The organism is Pseudomonas sp. ok272 (assembly GCF_900109995.1).
GTDB lineage: Bacteria > Pseudomonadota > Gammaproteobacteria > Pseudomonadales > Pseudomonadaceae > Aquipseudomonas.
The window spans coordinates 171,651-188,587 of sequence record NZ_FOCB01000010.1; the positions used below are offsets into that span (position 1 = coordinate 171,651).

The 16,937-nt window shown below is 60.3% G+C and carries 16 protein-coding genes; 12 read left to right on the forward strand and 4 right to left on the reverse strand.

Annotated features, from left to right (window positions below; translation table 11 throughout):
- The first annotated feature begins 308 nt into the window (after nt 1–308).
- Both BMW74_RS16065 and bfr read left to right on the forward strand, forming a co-directional pair.
- Nucleotides 309–527 carry a bacterioferritin-associated ferredoxin gene (locus tag BMW74_RS16065; RefSeq protein WP_093423249.1) on the forward strand — a complete coding sequence of 73 codons (219 nt, stop codon included), beginning with the start codon at nt 309–311 and terminating at the stop codon, nt 525–527.
- A gap of 199 nt (nt 528–726) precedes the next feature.
- A complete protein-coding gene (gene bfr / locus BMW74_RS16070; protein WP_093423077.1) occupies nt 727–1,197 on the forward strand; it encodes a bacterioferritin in 471 nt (156 codons plus the stop codon).
- 133 nt (nt 1,198–1,330) lie between these two features.
- Here bfr and grxD read toward each other — a convergent pair whose 3' ends face one another.
- Entirely contained in the window at nt 1,331–1,669 is a 339-nt protein-coding gene (grxD, locus tag BMW74_RS16075; protein WP_093423082.1) for a Grx4 family monothiol glutaredoxin, read from the reverse strand.
- Nucleotides 1,670–1,766: 97 nt separating this feature from the next.
- A complete protein-coding gene (locus BMW74_RS16080) occupies nt 1,767–3,875 on the reverse strand; it encodes a molybdopterin oxidoreductase family protein (protein ID WP_093423086.1) in 2,109 nt (702 codons plus the stop codon).
- A 450-nt stretch (nt 3,876–4,325) separates the two neighbouring features.
- On the opposite strand from BMW74_RS16080, the gene argF reads away from it, so the two are divergent.
- On the forward strand, nt 4,326–5,246 hold the full coding sequence (argF, locus tag BMW74_RS16090; protein WP_093423089.1) for an ornithine carbamoyltransferase: 921 nt from the start codon (nt 4,326–4,328) through the stop codon (nt 5,244–5,246).
- Nucleotides 5,243–6,352, forward strand: a complete 1,110-nt coding sequence (locus BMW74_RS16095; RefSeq protein ID WP_093423094.1) for an ABC transporter ATP-binding protein — start codon at nt 5,243–5,245, stop codon at nt 6,350–6,352. The genes argF and BMW74_RS16095 overlap by 4 nt, the downstream gene beginning before the upstream one ends.
- A gap of 49 nt (nt 6,353–6,401) precedes the next feature.
- Here the strand turns inward: BMW74_RS16095 and BMW74_RS16100 are convergent, their stop codons facing one another.
- Together BMW74_RS16100 and ybaK are read right to left on the reverse strand one after the other, a co-directional pair.
- Nucleotides 6,402–7,184 (reverse strand): PhzF family phenazine biosynthesis protein, encoded by a 783-nt coding sequence (locus BMW74_RS16100; RefSeq protein ID WP_093423098.1) that lies wholly within the window; start codon nt 7,182–7,184, stop codon nt 6,402–6,404.
- 95 nt (nt 7,185–7,279) lie between these two features.
- Nucleotides 7,280–7,750, reverse strand: coding sequence for a Cys-tRNA(Pro) deacylase (gene ybaK, locus BMW74_RS16105; RefSeq protein ID WP_093423103.1), 471 nt, complete (start codon nt 7,748–7,750; stop codon nt 7,280–7,282).
- Nucleotides 7,751–8,091: 341 nt separating this feature from the next.
- On the opposite strand from ybaK, the gene BMW74_RS16110 reads away from it, so the two are divergent.
- From BMW74_RS16110 to BMW74_RS16145, 8 genes are all read left to right on the forward strand, one after another.
- Nucleotides 8,092–8,943, forward strand: a complete 852-nt coding sequence (locus tag BMW74_RS16110; protein WP_093423107.1) for an MIP/aquaporin family protein — start codon at nt 8,092–8,094, stop codon at nt 8,941–8,943.
- A 77-nt stretch (nt 8,944–9,020) separates the two neighbouring features.
- Nucleotides 9,021–10,526, forward strand: a complete 1,506-nt coding sequence (glpK, locus tag BMW74_RS16115) for a glycerol kinase GlpK (protein WP_093423112.1) — start codon at nt 9,021–9,023, stop codon at nt 10,524–10,526.
- 94 nt (nt 10,527–10,620) lie between these two features.
- Nucleotides 10,621–11,376, forward strand: coding sequence for a DeoR/GlpR family transcriptional regulator (locus BMW74_RS16120; RefSeq protein WP_093423116.1), 756 nt, complete (start codon nt 10,621–10,623; stop codon nt 11,374–11,376).
- Between the two features lie 298 nt (nt 11,377–11,674).
- Nucleotides 11,675–13,210 carry a glycerol-3-phosphate dehydrogenase gene (gene glpD, locus BMW74_RS16125; RefSeq protein WP_093423121.1) on the forward strand — a complete coding sequence of 512 codons (1,536 nt, stop codon included), beginning with the start codon at nt 11,675–11,677 and terminating at the stop codon, nt 13,208–13,210.
- A gap of 379 nt (nt 13,211–13,589) precedes the next feature.
- Nucleotides 13,590–14,504 (forward strand): glutamate/aspartate ABC transporter substrate-binding protein, encoded by a 915-nt coding sequence (locus BMW74_RS16130; RefSeq protein WP_093423125.1) that lies wholly within the window; start codon nt 13,590–13,592, stop codon nt 14,502–14,504.
- A 192-nt stretch (nt 14,505–14,696) separates the two neighbouring features.
- Nucleotides 14,697–15,443, forward strand: a complete 747-nt coding sequence (locus BMW74_RS16135; RefSeq protein ID WP_093423130.1) for an amino acid ABC transporter permease — start codon at nt 14,697–14,699, stop codon at nt 15,441–15,443.
- Entirely contained in the window at nt 15,443–16,114 is a 672-nt protein-coding gene (locus BMW74_RS16140; protein ID WP_093423134.1) for an amino acid ABC transporter permease, read from the forward strand. Before BMW74_RS16135 ends, BMW74_RS16140 begins: the two co-directional genes overlap by 1 nt.
- Entirely contained in the window at nt 16,111–16,845 is a 735-nt protein-coding gene (locus tag BMW74_RS16145) for an amino acid ABC transporter ATP-binding protein (protein WP_093423139.1), read from the forward strand. Before BMW74_RS16140 ends, BMW74_RS16145 begins: the two co-directional genes overlap by 4 nt.
- Nucleotides 16,846–16,937 lie beyond the last annotated feature (92 nt).

The window sequence follows — 16,937 nt, forward strand, 5'->3', positions numbered from 1 at the left end:
GGATATCTCCTGGTGTGGTGGCGTGAAGAACGCTATCGACCCAGTCTGGCGTGGTTAAACGACAGGCTGATGAATCGAGTGCCCTTCGCAAGGACCGACCATCATACACCGCGTTTTTGACCTGTCCTTAACGGTTTTTGCTGCACCTTCGAAAACCCTTCAGGGGAATGCATGGCCCGACGTCGACCACCGTTCGTCTGCTCGACAAGGATCTGACACAAAGCTGACTGAAACAACTTTGACAATCATTCTCGTTAACATTAAGATCCATCGCAACTGAGCCATAACCAGCGATGGGTTATCACTTTATGTATGTATGCCTCTGCACTGGCGTCACCGACGGTAAGATCCGCGATGCAATCTACGAAGGTTGCTGCAGCTACCGTGAGGTGCGTGAAGCCACCGGCGTTGCCAGTCAATGCGGTAAATGCGCCTGCCTTGCCAAGCAAGTGGTTCGCGAAACCCTCGCCGACTTGCAATTGAGCCAGGCCGCGATCCCCTACCCGGTAGAATTTTCCGCCGCGTAACGAGAACATTCCAAAGAGCCGGACTTAGTGTCCGGTTTTTTTATGCCCAGAATTCAATCGCTTAGCGCCAGGATGCGGAACACAAACATTCTTATTCCGATTAATTTTCATATATTATTCAATAACTTAGGTTTGACACTCAGAACCCGCAGGCCCAGACTCGGCCGCATATACGGTCATTAAAGGGCAGGACCCCATCATGAAAGGCGACGTCACGGTCATCCAGCACCTCAACAAGATTCTTGCCAATGAGCTGGTCGCAATCAATCAGTACTTCCTGCATGCACGCATGTATGAAGATTGGGGTCTGGAAAAGCTCGGCAAGCACGAGTACCACGAATCCATCGACGAGATGAAACACGCTGACAAGCTGATCAAGCGCATCCTGTTCCTTGAAGGCCTGCCAAACGTCCAGGACCTGGGCAAGCTGCACATCGGCGAGCACACCAAGGAAATGCTGGAGTGCGACCTGCGCATCGAGCGTACCGGTCACGCCGACCTCAAGGTCGCCATCGCGCATTGCGAAACCGTTGGCGACTTCGGCAGCCGTGAACTGTTGGAAGACATTCTCGAATCCGAAGAAGAACATATCGACTGGCTGGAAACCCAATTGGGCCTGATCGATAAAGTGGGTATCGAGAACTACCTGCAATCGCAGATGGGCGAGTAACCATTACCGCGCCGTAACTTCTTGATGGCCAAAAAAAGCCCCGCACTCTTGAGAGTCGCGGGGCTTTTTGTTGCCGGCTGGAATACAACTTACAGGCAATGAAGACTCACTTGTAAGTCGTACTCACGCTGCATCACGCTTCGGTCTTGGCAGCAGCCTTCTCGGCAGCTTCCTTGATCAATGCCTGCAACGAACCGTCAGCAGCCATCTCGGTCATGATGTCGCTACCGCCGACCAGTTCACCACCGACCCACAGTTGCGGGAAGGTTGGCCAGTTGGCGTATTTAGGCAGGTTGGCGCGGATTTCCGGGTTCTGCAGGATGTCCACGTACGCGAACTTCTCACCACAGCCCATCACGGCCTGCGCGGCTTTCGCAGAGAAGCCACACTGTGGGGCATTCGGCGAGCCTTTCATGTAAAGCAGAATGGTGTTGTTGGCAATCTGCTCTTTAATCGTTTCGATGATATCCATGGAGCACCTCGGCTGAACTTTCCGACTCAGTTGTCGGCACGGTGGCGCATTGTAACGGAAAGCCCGACGCCATGCTTGGTCTCCCCGACAGACACACTCACGCCGCCGCGACCGTCACCGGCACACCATTGAGCACCGCATTGCCGGACAACTCGTCCAACTGACGCTCATCCGTCAGGTCGTTGGCGCTAGAGCCCGGCTGCGCCATGGCGATGGTCATCCGCACACCGGGACGGGCATGCCCCCAGCCGTGGGGGAGGCTGACCACGCCCTTCATCATGTCGGCACTGCCCATCACCTCCACCTCGATCTCCCCGATTCGCGAGCTGACCCGCACTCGCTGCCCATCGCACAACCCACGGCTCGCGAGATCGTCCGGGTGCATCAGTAACTGGTGGCGCGGTTTGCCCTTCACCAGCCGATGATAGTTATGCATCCACGAGTTATTGCTGCGCACATGCCGGCGCCCAATCATCAACAGCTCATCGGCAGGCGGCGCTTGCAACGCGGCAAATCGCGCCAAGTCCGCCAGGATCGCCGGCGGTGCCGCCTGTACACGCTGATTGGCGGTTTTGAGTCGCGGAGCCAGGTTGGCCTTCAGCGCCCCCAAGTCAACGCCGTGGGGGTGATCGAACAGGCTGGCCACCGACAGTTTGTGTGTCGAGGCGTCGCCATAGGGGCCGGCACGCAAGCCGAAGTCAATCATCTGCGCGGGAGGCATCGTAGGCTTGAGCGTCTTGCCGGTCCTGGCGGCAAATGCTTGGGCGAGTCCGACGAAGATTTCCCAATCATGCAGCGCACCTTCCGGCTTGGGCAGGATCGCCCGGTTGAACCGGCTGACGTTGCGCACCGCGAACATGTTGAACGTAGTGTCGTAGTGATCGTTTTCCAGCGCCGAGGTGGACGGCAGGATCAGGTCGGCATAGCGCGTGGTCTCGTTGATGTATAGGTCGATGCTGAGCATGAACTCCAACCCGTCGAGGGCGTGCTCCAACTGCCGGCCATTGGGGGTGGACAACACCGGGTTGCCGGCCACGGTCACCAGCGCACGCACCTGCCCTTCGCCTTCGGTGAGTATTTCCTCGGCCAGCGCCGACACCGGGAACTCCCCGCCGTATTCCGGCCGACCCGACACGCGACTCTGCCACAGGTTGAAATGCCCACCGGAAGTGGAGGCCACCAAGTCCACCGCTGGCTCGGTGCACAGTGCGCCGCCCACGCGATCGAGGTTGCCGGTCACCAAATTGATCAACTGCACCAGCCAATGGCACAAGGTGCCGAATGCCTGGGTGGAAACCCCCATGCGCCCATAACACACAGCCGTCTTCGCGCTGGAAAAATCCCGCGCCAACTGGCGGATTTGCGCCGCGGGCACCGAGCACAGTGGGCTCATGGCCTCGGCGCTGAATCCCGACACGGCCTGGCGGACGTCCTCCAGCCCATCGACCGGCAAATGGCTGTCACGCGTCAGGCCCTCGGCGAACAAGGTGTTCAGCAGGCCGAACAACAGCGCCGCATCCCCCCCAGGACGGACAAACACATGCTGGTCGGCCATCGCTGCCGTCTCGCTGCGCCGTGGGTCGACCACCACGACTTTGCCGCCGCGGGCCTGGATCGCCTTCAAGCGCTTTTCCACATCCGGCACGGTCATGATGCTGCCGTTGGAGGCCAATGGGTTGCCTCCCAGGATCAACATGAAATCGGTGTGATCGATGTCGGGGATCGGCAATAGAAAACCGTGGCCGTACATCAAGTAACTGGAGAGGTGATGGGGCAGTTGATCGACCGATGTCGCGGAAAAACGATTACGGGTTTTCAGCAGGCTGAGGAAGTAGTTGCTGTGGGTCATCAACCCATAGTTGTGCACACTTGGATTGCCCTGGTAGATGGCGACCGCGTTCTGCCCATGCCGCTCCTGTATCGCCGACAGGCGATCGGCTACCAACGCGAAGGCATCGTCCCAGGCAATCGGCTGCCATTGGCTGCCGACGCGCCGCATGGGCTGGCGGAGTCGGTCCGGATCATTCTGGATGTCCTGCAAGGCCACGGCCTTGGGGCAAATATGACCACGGCTAAAGGTGTCCTGCGTATCGCCCTTGATTGAGGTGATCTGCAGGTCGGCGTCTTCGCTGGCGGTGGTCTCGATGGTCAAGCCACAAATGGCTTCACACAAGTGGCAGGCACGGTGATGGAGAGTCTTGGTCATGGCCAGTCTCTGTTATTCGAGGCAACCCGGACGCGGCTGCGGAGACAAAACTATGGGCCGGGCCCGGCCGCTACGCCAGCGACGTTCGTCTTGTGAATCGACGACTATCAGGCCAGTCGATACCCAACCATGAGTGCCCGCCCAGCATGGCGCGAACCGACCAGGACGGTCCCCCGCCCCCCCCCCCGGATTGCCAACGCGCGCGAAGGCAGTGTACAAAGGGTTCGCTGCTGTCAGGAACCAGGCTTCAAAAGCGCTACTGCGGTTATCCCGTAGCCCCTCTGAACTCCCCTAAAAACCGTAGCCCTATTGGTAAGACGCGACATTTAATGTCAGTATCGCGCCTTCCCCTATTTCGTCGCCCCGTGCGGCTTACGCCGCAGGTCTCGCCCGTTTCAAATTGAACAAGGCTTTGAGTATCTGCGGTCTGTTGCAAAAAGGTAGTCAATGATGAGCGCAAGGCACTTTCTCTCCCTGATGGATTGCACGCCCGAAGAGCTGGTCAGCGTCATCCGTCGAGGCATTGAGCTCAAAGACCTGCGTAACCGCGGCGTACTGTTCGAGCCGTTGAAAAACCGCGTCCTGGGGATGATCTTCGAGAAGTCCTCGACCCGGACTCGCCTGTCGTTCGAAGCGGGCATGATCCAGCTCGGCGGCCAGGCCATTTTCCTCTCGCCACGCGACACCCAACTGGGGCGCGGCGAGCCGATCGGCGACTGCGCGATCGTCATGTCGCGCATGCTCGACGCGGTGATGATCCGCACCTTTGCCCACAGCACCCTGACCGAGTTCGCGGCCAACTCCCGCGTACCGGTGATCAACGGCCTGTCCGATGACCTGCACCCGTGCCAACTGCTGGCCGACATGCAGACCTTCCTTGAACATCGTGGCTCGATCCAGGGCAAGACCGTGGCCTGGATCGGCGATGGCAACAACATGTGCAACAGCTATATAGAAGCCGCGATCCAGTTCGACTTCCAACTGCGCATCGCCTGCCCTGAAGGCTACGAGCCCAACCCTGCGTTCGTTGCCGCTGCCGGCGAGCGCGTGACCATCGTTCGTGACCCAAAAGATGCGGTTCGCGGCGCCCACCTGGTCAGTACCGACGTCTGGACCTCCATGGGCCAGGAAGAAGAAACCGCCAAGCGCCTCAAACTGTTTGCGCCCTACCAGGTCAATCGTGCCCTGCTCGACCTGGCCGCCGAAGACGTTCTGTTCATGCATTGCCTGCCCGCCCACCGCGGCGAAGAAATCAGCCTCGACCTGCTGGACGACACCCGCTCGGTCGCCTGGGATCAGGCCGAGAACCGCCTGCATGCACAAAAGGCCCTGCTGGAGTTTCTCGTTCCGCCGGCGTACCACCACGCATGAGCCATTCACTCCTGCTGAACCTGCGCAACCTGGCCTGCGGCTACCAAGACCAGCGCGTGGTGCAGAACCTCAACCTGCACCTCAACGCCGGTGACATCGGCTGCCTGCTGGGTTCCTCGGGTTGCGGCAAGACCACCACCCTGCGGGCCATCGCCGGCTTCGAGCCGGTTCACGAAGGGGAAATCCAACTGGCGGGCGAAACCATCTCCAGTGCCGGCTTCACCCTGGCCCCGGAGAAACGCCGAATCGGCATGGTGTTCCAGGACTACGCGCTGTTTCCACACCTGAGCGTGGCCGACAACATTGCCTTTGGCATTCGCAAGCACCCAAACAAGGACCGGGTAACCCAGGAGATGCTGGAACTGGTCAACCTGAAGAACCTCGGCAAGCGCTTTCCCCACGAGCTCTCCGGTGGCCAGCAACAACGTGTGGCATTGGCCCGGGCGCTCGCCCCGGAACCTCAACTGCTGCTGCTCGACGAACCGTTCTCCAACCTCGACGGCGAATTGCGGCGCAAACTGAGTCACGAAGTGCGCGACATTCTCAAGAGCCGAGGCACCAGCGCGATCCTGGTGACTCACGATCAGGAAGAGGCCTTTGCGGTCAGCGACCAGGTTGGGGTGTTCAAGGAAGGTCGGTTGGAGCAGTGGGATACGCCCTACAACCTGTATCACGAACCGCTGACGCCCTATGTGGCGAGCTTCATTGGCCAGGGCTACTTCATTCGTGGCCAGATGCAGACCCCGGAATCGGTACAGACCGAACTGGGCGTGCTACGCGGCAACCGCGCCTACACCTGGCCCGCCGGCGCCGCGGTGGATGTGCTGTTGCGTCCGGATGACATCGTCTATGCGCCGCAAAGCCCGCTCAAGGCACGGATCGTCGGCAAGACCTTCCTGGGCGCCTCGATGCTCTATCGCCTGCAACTGCCGACCGGCAGCCAGTTGGAATCGATTTTCCCAAGCCACGCCGATCATCAGATCGGCGCCGAGGTCGGCATTCGCGTCGCCGCTGAACACCTGGTGTTGTTCCAGGCGTCTGGCAGTACCGCGGCGCAGATTCTGGCCGCGGAATCCGGCGTTCGCCGGCACAGCACCGTCTCCTGAACCTACGCCCTCGATGTGAGCGCACGCGCTGCGCTCACATCGAGCAGGGTTAACCCAGCATCAACGTCCCGCTGGCAACCAGTGTCGCATCCCCACCAATCTTCACCCGCTCGCCCTCCAGCCGGCAGGACAACTCTCCACCCCGCGCCGAACACTGGTACGCCGTCAGGCGGGTCTTATCCAGTTGCCGGGCCCAATACGGGATCAGCAGGCAATGGGTGGAGCCGGTGACCGGGTCCTCATCGACGCCGATGGCTGGCGCGAAATAGCGCGAGACAAAGTCATGCCGCGAACCAGGCGCGGTAACGACGGCCCCCAGCCAAGGCAGCTTCGCCAGGGCCGCCATATCCGGCTGGCAATCGAGTACCGCCTGCTCCGACTCCAGCACCACGAACAATTCATTGGAGCCCAGCACTTCAAGCGCCTTGACGCCCAATGCGCGCTCCACGTCGGCACGCGCGGCCACTGCCGCGACAGCCTTGGACGGAAAGTCCAGCCACAGTCGCCCACCTTCGCGGCTCACGCTCAAAGGCCCGGACTGGCTAATGAATTCCAGCCGTTCGACCGGCTCTTTATAGAGTTCGAACAAGACATAAGCGCTGGCCAGCGTCGCGTGGCCGCACAGCGGTACTTCGGTGGTCGGCGTGAACCAGCGGATATGCCAGCCCTGGGCCTCACGCACCACAAAGGCGGTTTCCGCCAGGTTGTGCTCGCCGGCAATCTTTTGCATCAACTCATCACTGAGCCAGTGTTCGAGCCGATAGACCATCGCCGGGTTGCCGCTGAACGGGCGGTCGCTGAACGCGTCGACTTGATGAAACGCAAGCTGCATGGGAGCACTCCTCTTATTGATGAGGGCAAGCATGCATCAACGCATGATCGACAGACATAGACAGAGTCCGGCGATTTTCACCATACAGCGCGGGATCAGGCCCGGCCGATATCAACAAACTGGGCCTGGGTGTGTTCGGCAAGCACCGTCGGCGCCAACTCGACCTCCAGCCCCCGTCTCCCCGCACTGACATAAATAGTCGCAAAAGGCTGGGCGCTGTTATCAATGAAGGTCCGCAGGCGTTTTTTCTGGCCCAACGGGCTGATGCCCCCCAACAGATAACCGGTTGCCCGCTGCGCAGCCGCCGGGTCGGCCATTTCGACTTTCTTCACCCCGGCAGCCTGGGCCAGCGCTTTCAAATCCAAGCTGCCGACGACCGGCACCACCGCCACCAACAACTCACCTTTTTCACTGGCGGCGAGCAGTGTCTTGAACACCTGCGATGGCTCAAGGTTGAGCTTTTCAGCGGCTTCCAGGCCATAGGACGCGGCTTTTGGATCATGGTCATAACTGTGTATGCGATGTTCGGCACGCACTTTTTTCAGCAGGTCCAATGCAGGTGTCATGACGTCTCCATACGATCGAAGGAAGAAAAACCTGCGCCCGATTCTAGGTCATCGCGTCACAAAAGGCTCCACTGCCAGCCCTCCTCGCCTGGAAAACCGGCAGGCCCGCAGAAGCCAAAAAAGCGCTCACCTAACGGATCGATCAAACGCGCCGAATAGTTCACTTTCGATCTTTTAGAGCAGTGTTTCTTGTCTATATTTCTTCGAATCTGAATAATGTGCGAAAATTCCCACGCCACACCCCGCAGCAAACCGAGACCAGGATGGCGATCCTGCCTCGGCGGCAGTCGCGCTCGGTCCCTTTTGGAAACAGCGCCAGACAACAAAAAACCGAGGTTTGAATGACAACTGCTTTACGACAACCATCGCTCTCGAGCCAGTGCATGGCCGAGTTCCTGGGTACTGCCTTAATGATCTTCTTTGGTACCGGGTGCGTGGCTGCCCTCAAGGTTGCGGGCGCGAGCTTTGGCCTGTGGGAAATCAGCATCATTTGGGGCATTGGCGTGAGCATGGCGATCTACCTAACCGCCGGCGTTTCCGGCGCCCACCTGAACCCGGCTGTCAGCATTGCGCTGTGCCTGTTCACTGCCTTTGAAAAGCGCAAACTGCCGTTCTACATTGTGTCCCAGGTCGCGGGGGCCTTCTGCGGCGCGTTGTTGGTTTACACGCTTTACAGCAACCTATTCTTCGATTTCGAACAAAGCCAGCAGATGATTCGTGGCAGCCAGGCCAGCCTGGAGCTGGCCTCTGTGTTCTCCACCTTCCCCAACCCGGCGCTGTCCACCGCCCAGGCGTTTTTGGTGGAGCTGATCATCACCGCCATCTTGATGGGCGTGATCATGTCCCTGACCGATGACCACAACGGCCTGCCCAAAGGCCCGCTGGCACCGCTGCTGATTGGCCTGCTGATTGCCGTGATCGGCAGCTCGATGGGGCCGCTGACCGGCTTCGCGATGAACCCGGCGCGGGACTTCGGCCCGAAGCTGATGACTTTCTTCGCTGGCTGGGGTGAAATTTCCTTCACTGGCGGACGTGACATTCCCTATTTCCTGATTCCGATCTGTGCGCCGATCATCGGCGCCTGCCTCGGGGCTGCGGCCTATCGCGGGTTGATCGCCCGACATCTGCCGGGCGCCGAACCTGCTACAAAGGATGCAGAATCTACCATCGACGGCAAAACCCGAACCTCTTGAAAGCTGCGGCGCCCGGTCCTGCCCACCACTGACCCTGCGCCCGTACCCACTCCCTTATTTCGTCCAAGGCAATCGACATGACCGACCCACAGAATAAGAACTACATCATTGCCCTCGACCAGGGTACGACCAGCTCGCGAGCGATCATTTTTGACCGTGACGCCAATGTGGTCTGCACCGCACAACGCGAATTTGCCCAGCACTACCCGCAAGCCGGCTGGGTCGAGCACGATCCGATGGAGATCTTCGCCACCCAGAGCGCTGTGATGGTCGAGGCCCTGGCCCAAGCCGGCCTGCACCATGACCAGGTCGCGGCCATCGGCATCACCAACCAGCGCGAGACCACCGTGGTCTGGGACAAGACCACCGGCCGGCCGATCTACAACGCCATCGTCTGGCAGTGCCGGCGCAGCACCGAGATCTGCGAGCAGCTCAAGCGCGATGGCCACGAGCAGTACATCAGCGACACCACCGGTTTGGTCACCGACCCGTACTTCTCCGGCACCAAGCTCAAGTGGATCCTGGACCATGTCGAAGGCAGCCGCGAACGCGCACGCAAGGGCGAGTTGCTGTTCGGCACGGTCGACAGCTGGCTGATCTGGAAGTTTACCGGCGGCAAGACCCACGTCACCGACTACACCAACGCCTCGCGCACCATGCTCTTCAACATCCACACCCTGGAGTGGGACGCGAAGATGCTCCAGGTGCTGGACATCCCCCGCGAGATGCTGCCAGCGGTCAAGTCTTCGTCAGAGATCTACGGCCACACCAAGAGTGGCATCGCCATCGGCGGCATCGCCGGCGACCAGCAAGCCGCCCTCTTCGGCCAGATGTGCGTGGAGCCCGGCCAGGCGAAAAACACCTACGGCACTGGTTGCTTCCTGCTGATGAACACCGGCAGCAAGGCCGTTAAATCCAGCCACGGCATGCTCACGACCATCGCCTGCGGCCCACGGGGCGAAGTGGCCTATGCACTGGAAGGTGCCGTGTTCAACGGCGGTTCCACCGTGCAATGGCTGCGCGACGAGTTGAAGATCATCAACGACGCCCACGACACCGAGTACTTCGCCAGCAAGGTCAAGGACAGCAACGGCGTGTACCTGGTCCCGGCCTTCACCGGACTCGGCGCGCCGTATTGGGACCCCTATGCCCGTGGCGCACTGTTCGGCCTGACACGCGGCGTACGGGTGGATCACATCATTCGTGCCGCCCTGGAGTCGATTGCCTACCAGACCCGCGACGTACTCGACGCCATGCAACAGGACTCCGGCGAGCGCCTCAAGGCCCTGCGTGTGGACGGCGGCGCGGTGGCCAACAACTTCCTGATGCAGTTCCAGGCCGACATCCTCGGCACCCAGGTCGAGCGTCCGCAAATGCGCGAAACCACGGCCCTCGGCGCCGCCTACCTGGCCGGCCTGGCCTGCGGGTTCTGGGGCAGCCTGGAAGAACTGCGCGGCAAGGCGGTGATCGAGCGCGAATTCGATCCGACCCTGGACGATGCCGCCAAGGAGAAGCTCTACGCTGGCTGGAAAAAAGCCGTCAGCCGCACCCGCGACTGGGAGCCGCACGAAGGCGCTGAGTAAGCCAAGTCAGTGATTCGTATCGGAACGTAACTGGCAGGGAGTGGATTCCTCCGGCATCATGGGCCAATTTGCACGGCAGCCCAAAGGACGCCCAATGAATCTGCCTCCCCGCCAGCAGCAAATCCTCGAACTGGTCCGCGAACGCGGCTATGTCAGCATCGAGGAAATGGCCCAGTTGTTCGTTGTCACACCGCAAACCATTCGCCGCGATATCAATCAGTTGGCAGAAGACCATCTACTGCGTCGCTATCACGGCGGCGCAGCCTATGATTCCAGCGTGGAAAACACCGCGTACGCCATGCGTGCCGACCAGATGCGCGACGAGAAACAGCGCATCGGCGAAGCCATCGCCAAGCAAATCCCCGATCACGCCTCGCTGTTCATCAATATCGGCACCACCACCGAGTCCATTGCCCGGGCGCTGCTCAATCACAGCCACCTGAAGATCATCACCAACAACCTGCACGTGGCGTCGATGCTCAGTGCCAAGGACGACTTCGACGTGCTCCTCACCGGTGGCAATGTGCGCCGTGACGGCGGGGTTGTCGGCCAGGCCAGCGTCGACTTCATCAACCAGTTCAAGGTCGACTTCGCCCTGGTGGGCATCAGCGGCATCGACGAAGACGGCAGCCTGCTGGACTTTGACTACCAGGAAGTCCGCGTTTCCCAGGCAATCATCGCCAATGCCCGGCAAGTGATACTGGCCGCCGACTCCAGCAAATTCGGGCGCAACGCCATGATTCGCCTGGGTCCCATCAGCCTGGTCGATTGCCTGGTCACTGACCAGCAACCGGTGCCGGCACTGGCGCAACTGCTGAGCCAGCACAAAATTCGCCTGGAAGTGGTCTAAGCCCTTCTAACAGCCTCATCACCGCACCGATGCCTTCGCGGGCAGGCCGGTCCCGCTCCCACTGGGCCTGCGCAATCCTGGTAGGAGCGAGACCGGCAAGCCGGCGAAGGCGATTGCGCAAGCAACCCACCGCCCCGCCAGCCACCAATGTTCGAAAATCTTCCTTTGACGCCCCTTCGATGAGTTTTTTTAATCGAAGTTAACTGGCTGTGGGCGCTCTTATCGGCTACCATTTTCGAAAATGAACATTAATGTTCGATTTCAAATACAGAACCGCAAAAGAGCCCGAGGCCAGCCGATGCCCACGTCCATCCCGACACCCCCACTTGCCGAAATCTATGACATTGCCGTGATCGGCGGTGGCATCAATGGCGTCGGGATTGCAGCAGATGCCGCTGGCCGCGGTCTTTCGGTGTTTCTTTGCGAAAAGGATGACCTGGCCAGCCACACCTCATCCGCCAGCAGCAAACTGATTCACGGTGGCCTGCGCTACCTCGAACACTATGAGTTCCGCCTGGTGCGTGAGGCCCTGGCCGAGCGTGAAGTGCTGCTGACCAAGGCCCCGCACATCGTCAAGCAAATGCGCTTTGTCCTGCCGCACCGCCCCCACCTGCGCCCAGCGTGGATGATCCGCGCCGGGCTGTTCCTGTATGACCACCTGGGCAAGCGCGAAAAGCTGGCCGGCTCCAGAAGCCTGAAGTTCGGCGCCGACAGCGCCTTGAAAAGCGAGATCACCAAGGGCTTCGAATACTCCGACTGCTGGGTCGACGATGCCCGCCTGGTGGTACTCAACGCCATGGCCGCGCGGGAAAAGGGCGCCCACGTCCACACCCAGACCCGTTGCATCAGCGCCCACCGCAGCAAAGGCCTGTGGCACCTGAACCTTGAACGCACCGATGGCAGCCTGTTCTCCATCAGCGCCAAGGCCCTGGTGAATGCCGCCGGCCCGTGGGTAGCCACGTTCATTCGTGACGACCTGAAGATGCAATCGCCCTACGGCATCCGCCTGATCCAGGGCAGCCACCTGATCGTGCCCAAGCTGTACGAAGGCGACCATGCGCACATCCTGCAGAACGAAGACCAGCGCATTGTGTTCACCATCCCATACCTCAATCACTTCACCCTGATTGGCACCACGGACCGCGAGTACACCGGCGACCCGGCCAAGGTCGCGATCACCGAAGGTGAGACCGACTACCTGATCAACGTGGTCAATGCGCACTTCAAAAAGCAGATCAGCCGCGACGACATCCTGCACACCTACTCTGGCGTTCGTCCGCTGTGCAATGACGAATCCGACAACCCGTCGGCCGTCACCCGCGACTACACCCTGGCGCTGTCCGGCACCCGGGAAGAAGCCCCCCTGCTGTCGGTGTTCGGCGGCAAGCTGACCACCTACCGCAAGCTGGCCGAGTCGGCCATGGCGCAGTTGGCCCCGTTCTTCACCCAAATGCGGCCAAGCTGGACGGCCGCCGCGCCGTTGCCCGGCGGCGAACAGATGACCACGCCAGAGGCCTTGAGCGCGAAGATTCGCGACGCCTTCGACTGGGTGCCAACGGAAATTGCCCGACGCTGGGCCACCACCTACGGCAGCCGTACCTGGCGCATGCTCGACGGCGTGCAGAACCTGGGCGACTTGGGCGTACACCTGGGCGGCGGCCTCTATAGCCGTGAAGTCGATTACTTGTGCCGCGAGGAATGGGCCACCACCGCCCACGATATCCTGTGGCGGCGCAGCAAACTGGGCCTGTTCACCACGGCGGATGAGCACGCCAAGGTGCAGCAGTACCTGGACACGGCCGCCGCCAATCGCGGCAAGATCGAAGCGGCCTGATCGCTGGAACGATCACCACCAGCCCCTGAATCGTGAGATCCAGGGGCTTTTTACATCCCACGCCACCACCGTTTTGTGTGGGTGTGGGAGCGAGACCGGCTTGGACCTGGGCGCCCCACTATTCATTCGGTTTTCCGAACGCTTTGCCCGCAACCTATTCGGTTAACCGGATCACAGCGTTTAAAAAACACCCTGAAAAATACTTAATAACCTTATAAACCAATAACTTGGTCAATAAACACTGGTCTGGCACGACTCATGCTCTACACTCTTGGACCAATGCCGGACGCGCCACACTTCAGGAGCCGTCCACGCATTGCGCTGTACAAGAGGGCCGAAGAACTGGCCCCATAAAAAAAACAATGTCGAGGAAAATTTGATGCGTATCGTTCCCCATATCCTGGGCGCAGCCATTGCTGCCGCTCTGATCAGCACGCCAGTTTTCGCCGCCGAACTCACCGGCACCCTGAAGAAGATCAAAGAGTCGGGCACCATCACCCTGGGCCACCGCGACAGCTCTATTCCGTTTTCCTACATTGCGGATGCGTCGGGCAAGCCAGTGGGCTACTCCCACGACATCCAACTGGCCATCGTTGAAGGCATCAAGAAAGACCTCGACATGCCGGACCTCAAGGTCAAGTACAACCTGGTGACCTCCCAGACCCGTATCCCGCTGGTGCAGAACGGCACCGTGGACGTCGAGTGCGGTTCCACCACCAACAACGTAGAACGTCAGCAGCAAGTCGACTTCTCGGTGGGCATCTTCGAAATCGGTACCCGCCTGCTGTCCAAGAAGGACTCGACCTACAAGGACTTCGCTGACCTCAAGGGCAAGAACGTCGTGACCACCGCTGGCACCACGTCCGAGCGCATCCTCAAGGCGATGAACGCTGACAAGCAGATGGGCATGAACGTGATCTCCGCCAAGGACCACGGCGAATCCTTCCAGATGCTGGAATCGGGCCGCGCCGTCGCCTTCATGATGGATGACGCACTGCTGGCCGGTGAAATGGCCAAGGCCAGAAAGCCGACCGACTGGGCCGTGACCGGCACACCACAGTCCTACGAAATCTACGGCTGCATGGTGCGCAAGGGCGACGAGCCGTTCAAGAAAGCCGTGGATGCGGCCATCGTCGCGACCTACAAGTCGGGCGAGATCAACAAGATCTACGACAAGTGGTTCCAGGCGCCAATCCCGCCTAAAGGCCTGAACCTGATGTTCCCGATGAGCGACGAGCTCAAGGCCCTGATCGCCAACCCGACCGACAAAGCGGCTGACGAAAAGAAATCCTGATTCCTGACTAACCTTACCTCCTGACAGGGCTAATGCCCTTTCAGGAGGCTGTCATTCCCTGCTGGTATTTTTTGGAACACTCGAACCGGTGGTTGTCGAGCCGCTCGTGTGTGCCCGACCACTTGGTCGGGCGGGAACGGAGTTTCCCCAGGCGGGCACTTGTACATCGATTGAATCCGAGGGGAGACCCTAATGAATTACAACTGGGACTGGGGCGTGTTCTTCAAGTCTACCGGCGTGGGCAGCGAGACCTATCTCGACTGGTACCTCTCCGGGCTTGGCTGGACCATTGCCATCGCCATCGTGGCCTGGATCATCGCGCTGCTGCTGGGCTCGATCCTGGGTGTCATGCGCACCGTGCCGAATCGCATCGTATCGGGGATCGCCACCTGCTACGTCGAACTCTTTCGTAACGTACCCCTGCTGGTGCAGCTATTCATCTGGTACTTCCTGGTGCCCGACCTGCTGCCGCAAAACCTGCAGGACTGGTACAAGCAAGACCTGAACCCGACCACCTCGGCCTACCTGAGCGTCGTCGTGTGCCTGGGCCTGTTCACCGCCGCCCGGGTGTGCGAGCAAGTGCGCACCGGTATCCAGGCGCTGCCCCGTGGCCAGGAAGCCGCCGCCCGCGCCATGGGCTTCAAGCTGCCGCAGATCTACTGGAACGTGCTGCTGCCCCAGGCCTACCGCATCATCATTCCGCCGCTTACCTCGGAATTCCTCAACGTCTTCAAGAACTCGTCCGTGGCGTCCTTGATCGGCCTGATGGAGCTGCTCGCGCAGACCAAGCAGACCGCCGAGTTCTCCGCCAACCTGTTCGAAGCCTTCACCCTGGCCACCCTGATCTACTTCACCCTGAACATGAGCCTGATGCTCCTGATGCGCATGGTGGAGAAGAAAGTCTCCGTCCCGGGCCTGATCTCCGTGGGGGGTAAATAATGGACTTCGATTTCAGTGGCATCGTCCCGGCCATTCCCGGTTTGTGGAACGGCATGGTGACCACCCTCCAACTGATGGTCCTGGGCGTCGTCGGCGGGATCATCATCGGTACGATCCTGGCGTTGATGCGCTTGTCCCACAGCAAGCTGCTGTCGAACATCGCGGGCGCCTACGTCAACTACTTCCGCTCGATCCCGCTGCTGCTGGTGATCACCTGGTTCTACCTGGCGGTGCCGTTCGTGCTGCGCTGGATCACCGGCGAAGACACCCCCATCGGCGCGTTCGCCTCCTGCATCGTGGCCTTCATGATGTTTGAAGCGGCGTACTTCTGCGAAATCGTGCGCGCCGGTGTGCAGTCGATTCCCAAGGGGCAGATGGCCGCTGCACAGGCCATGGGCATGACCTACGGGCAAACCATGCGCCTGATCATCCTGCCGCAAGCGTTCCGCAAGATGACCCCGCTGCTGTTGCAACAGAGCATCATCCTGTTCCAGGACACCTCCCTGGTCTACACCGTGGGCCTGGTGGATTTCCTCAACGCTTCGCGCGCCAGTGGCGACATCATTGGTCGCTCCAATGAGTTCCTGATCTTCGCAGGGCTCGTGTACTTCATCATCAGCTTTGCCGCCTCGCTGCTGGTCAAGCGTCTGCAAAAAAGGTTCGCCGTATGATCTCTATCAAGAACATCAGCAAGTGGTATGGGGACTTCCAGGTACTGACCGATTGCAGCGCCGAGGTCAAGAAAGGCGAAGTGATCGTGGTCTGCGGGCCTTCCGGCTCCGGCAAGTCGACACTGATCAAGTGCGTCAACGCCCTGGAACCGTTCCAGAAGGGTGACGTCGTGGTCGACGGCACCTCCATCGCCGACCCGAAGACTAACCTGCCGAAACTGCGCTCGCGCGTTGGCATGGTGTTCCAGCACTTCGAACTGTTCCCGCACCTGACCATCACCGAGAACCTGACGATCGCCCAGATCAAGGTCCTGGGGCGCAGCAAGGCAGAGGCCACCAAAAAGGGCCTGCAACTGCTCGAGCGTGTCGGTCTCTCGGCCCATGCCCACAAGCACCCCGGCCAACTGTCCGGCGGCCAGCAACAGCGTGTGGCGATTGCCCGGGCATTGGCCATGGACCCGATCGTCATGCTGTTCGACGAACCGACCTCGGCGCTGGACCCGGAGATGGTCAACGAAGTGCTGGACGTGATGGTGCAACTGGCCCACGAAGGCATGACCATGATGTGCGTGACCCACGAAATGGGCTTCGCCCGCAAGGTCGCGGACCGGGTGATCTTCATGGACGCCGGCAAGATCATCGAAGACTGCCCGAAAGAAGAGTTCTTCGGTGACATCAGCGCCCGCTCCGAACGTGCCCAGCACTTCCTGGACAAGATCCTGCAGCACTAAGCCCCGACACCGCTCCCCCGCTTCTGTGGGAGCGGGCTTGCTCGCGAAGAGGCCCTCACATTCAACAGTTGTGCAGGCCGAGACAGCGCTTT

What these genes read in the sequence shown, in the direction of transcription:
- BMW74_RS16095 (WP_093423094.1), top strand. Translation starts at nt 5,243, where the DNA reads ATGAGCCATTCACTCCTGCTGAACCTGCGCAACCTGGCCTGCGGCTAC.
- glpK (WP_093423112.1), top strand. Translation starts at nt 9,021, where the DNA reads ATGACCGACCCACAGAATAAGAACTACATCATTGCCCTCGACCAGGGT.
- bfr (WP_093423077.1), top strand. Translation starts at nt 727, where the DNA reads ATGAAAGGCGACGTCACGGTCATCCAGCACCTCAACAAGATTCTTGCC.
- BMW74_RS16130 (WP_093423125.1), top strand. Translation starts at nt 13,590, where the DNA reads ATGCGTATCGTTCCCCATATCCTGGGCGCAGCCATTGCTGCCGCTCTG.
- glpD (WP_093423121.1), top strand. Translation starts at nt 11,675, where the DNA reads ATGCCCACGTCCATCCCGACACCCCCACTTGCCGAAATCTATGACATT.
- BMW74_RS16120 (WP_093423116.1), top strand. Translation starts at nt 10,621, where the DNA reads ATGAATCTGCCTCCCCGCCAGCAGCAAATCCTCGAACTGGTCCGCGAA.
- BMW74_RS16080 (WP_093423086.1), bottom strand. Translation starts at nt 3,875, where the DNA reads ATGACCAAGACTCTCCATCACCGTGCCTGCCACTTGTGTGAAGCCATT.
- argF (WP_093423089.1), top strand. Translation starts at nt 4,326, where the DNA reads ATGAGCGCAAGGCACTTTCTCTCCCTGATGGATTGCACGCCCGAAGAG.
- ybaK (WP_093423103.1), bottom strand. Translation starts at nt 7,750, where the DNA reads ATGACACCTGCATTGGACCTGCTGAAAAAAGTGCGTGCCGAACATCGC.
- BMW74_RS16065 (WP_093423249.1), top strand. Translation starts at nt 309, where the DNA reads ATGTATGTATGCCTCTGCACTGGCGTCACCGACGGTAAGATCCGCGAT.
- BMW74_RS16145 (WP_093423139.1), top strand. Translation starts at nt 16,111, where the DNA reads ATGATCTCTATCAAGAACATCAGCAAGTGGTATGGGGACTTCCAGGTA.
- BMW74_RS16140 (WP_093423134.1), top strand. Translation starts at nt 15,443, where the DNA reads ATGGACTTCGATTTCAGTGGCATCGTCCCGGCCATTCCCGGTTTGTGG.
- BMW74_RS16100 (WP_093423098.1), bottom strand. Translation starts at nt 7,184, where the DNA reads ATGCAGCTTGCGTTTCATCAAGTCGACGCGTTCAGCGACCGCCCGTTC.
- BMW74_RS16110 (WP_093423107.1), top strand. Translation starts at nt 8,092, where the DNA reads ATGACAACTGCTTTACGACAACCATCGCTCTCGAGCCAGTGCATGGCC.
- grxD (WP_093423082.1), bottom strand. Translation starts at nt 1,669, where the DNA reads ATGGATATCATCGAAACGATTAAAGAGCAGATTGCCAACAACACCATT.
- BMW74_RS16135 (WP_093423130.1), top strand. Translation starts at nt 14,697, where the DNA reads ATGAATTACAACTGGGACTGGGGCGTGTTCTTCAAGTCTACCGGCGTG.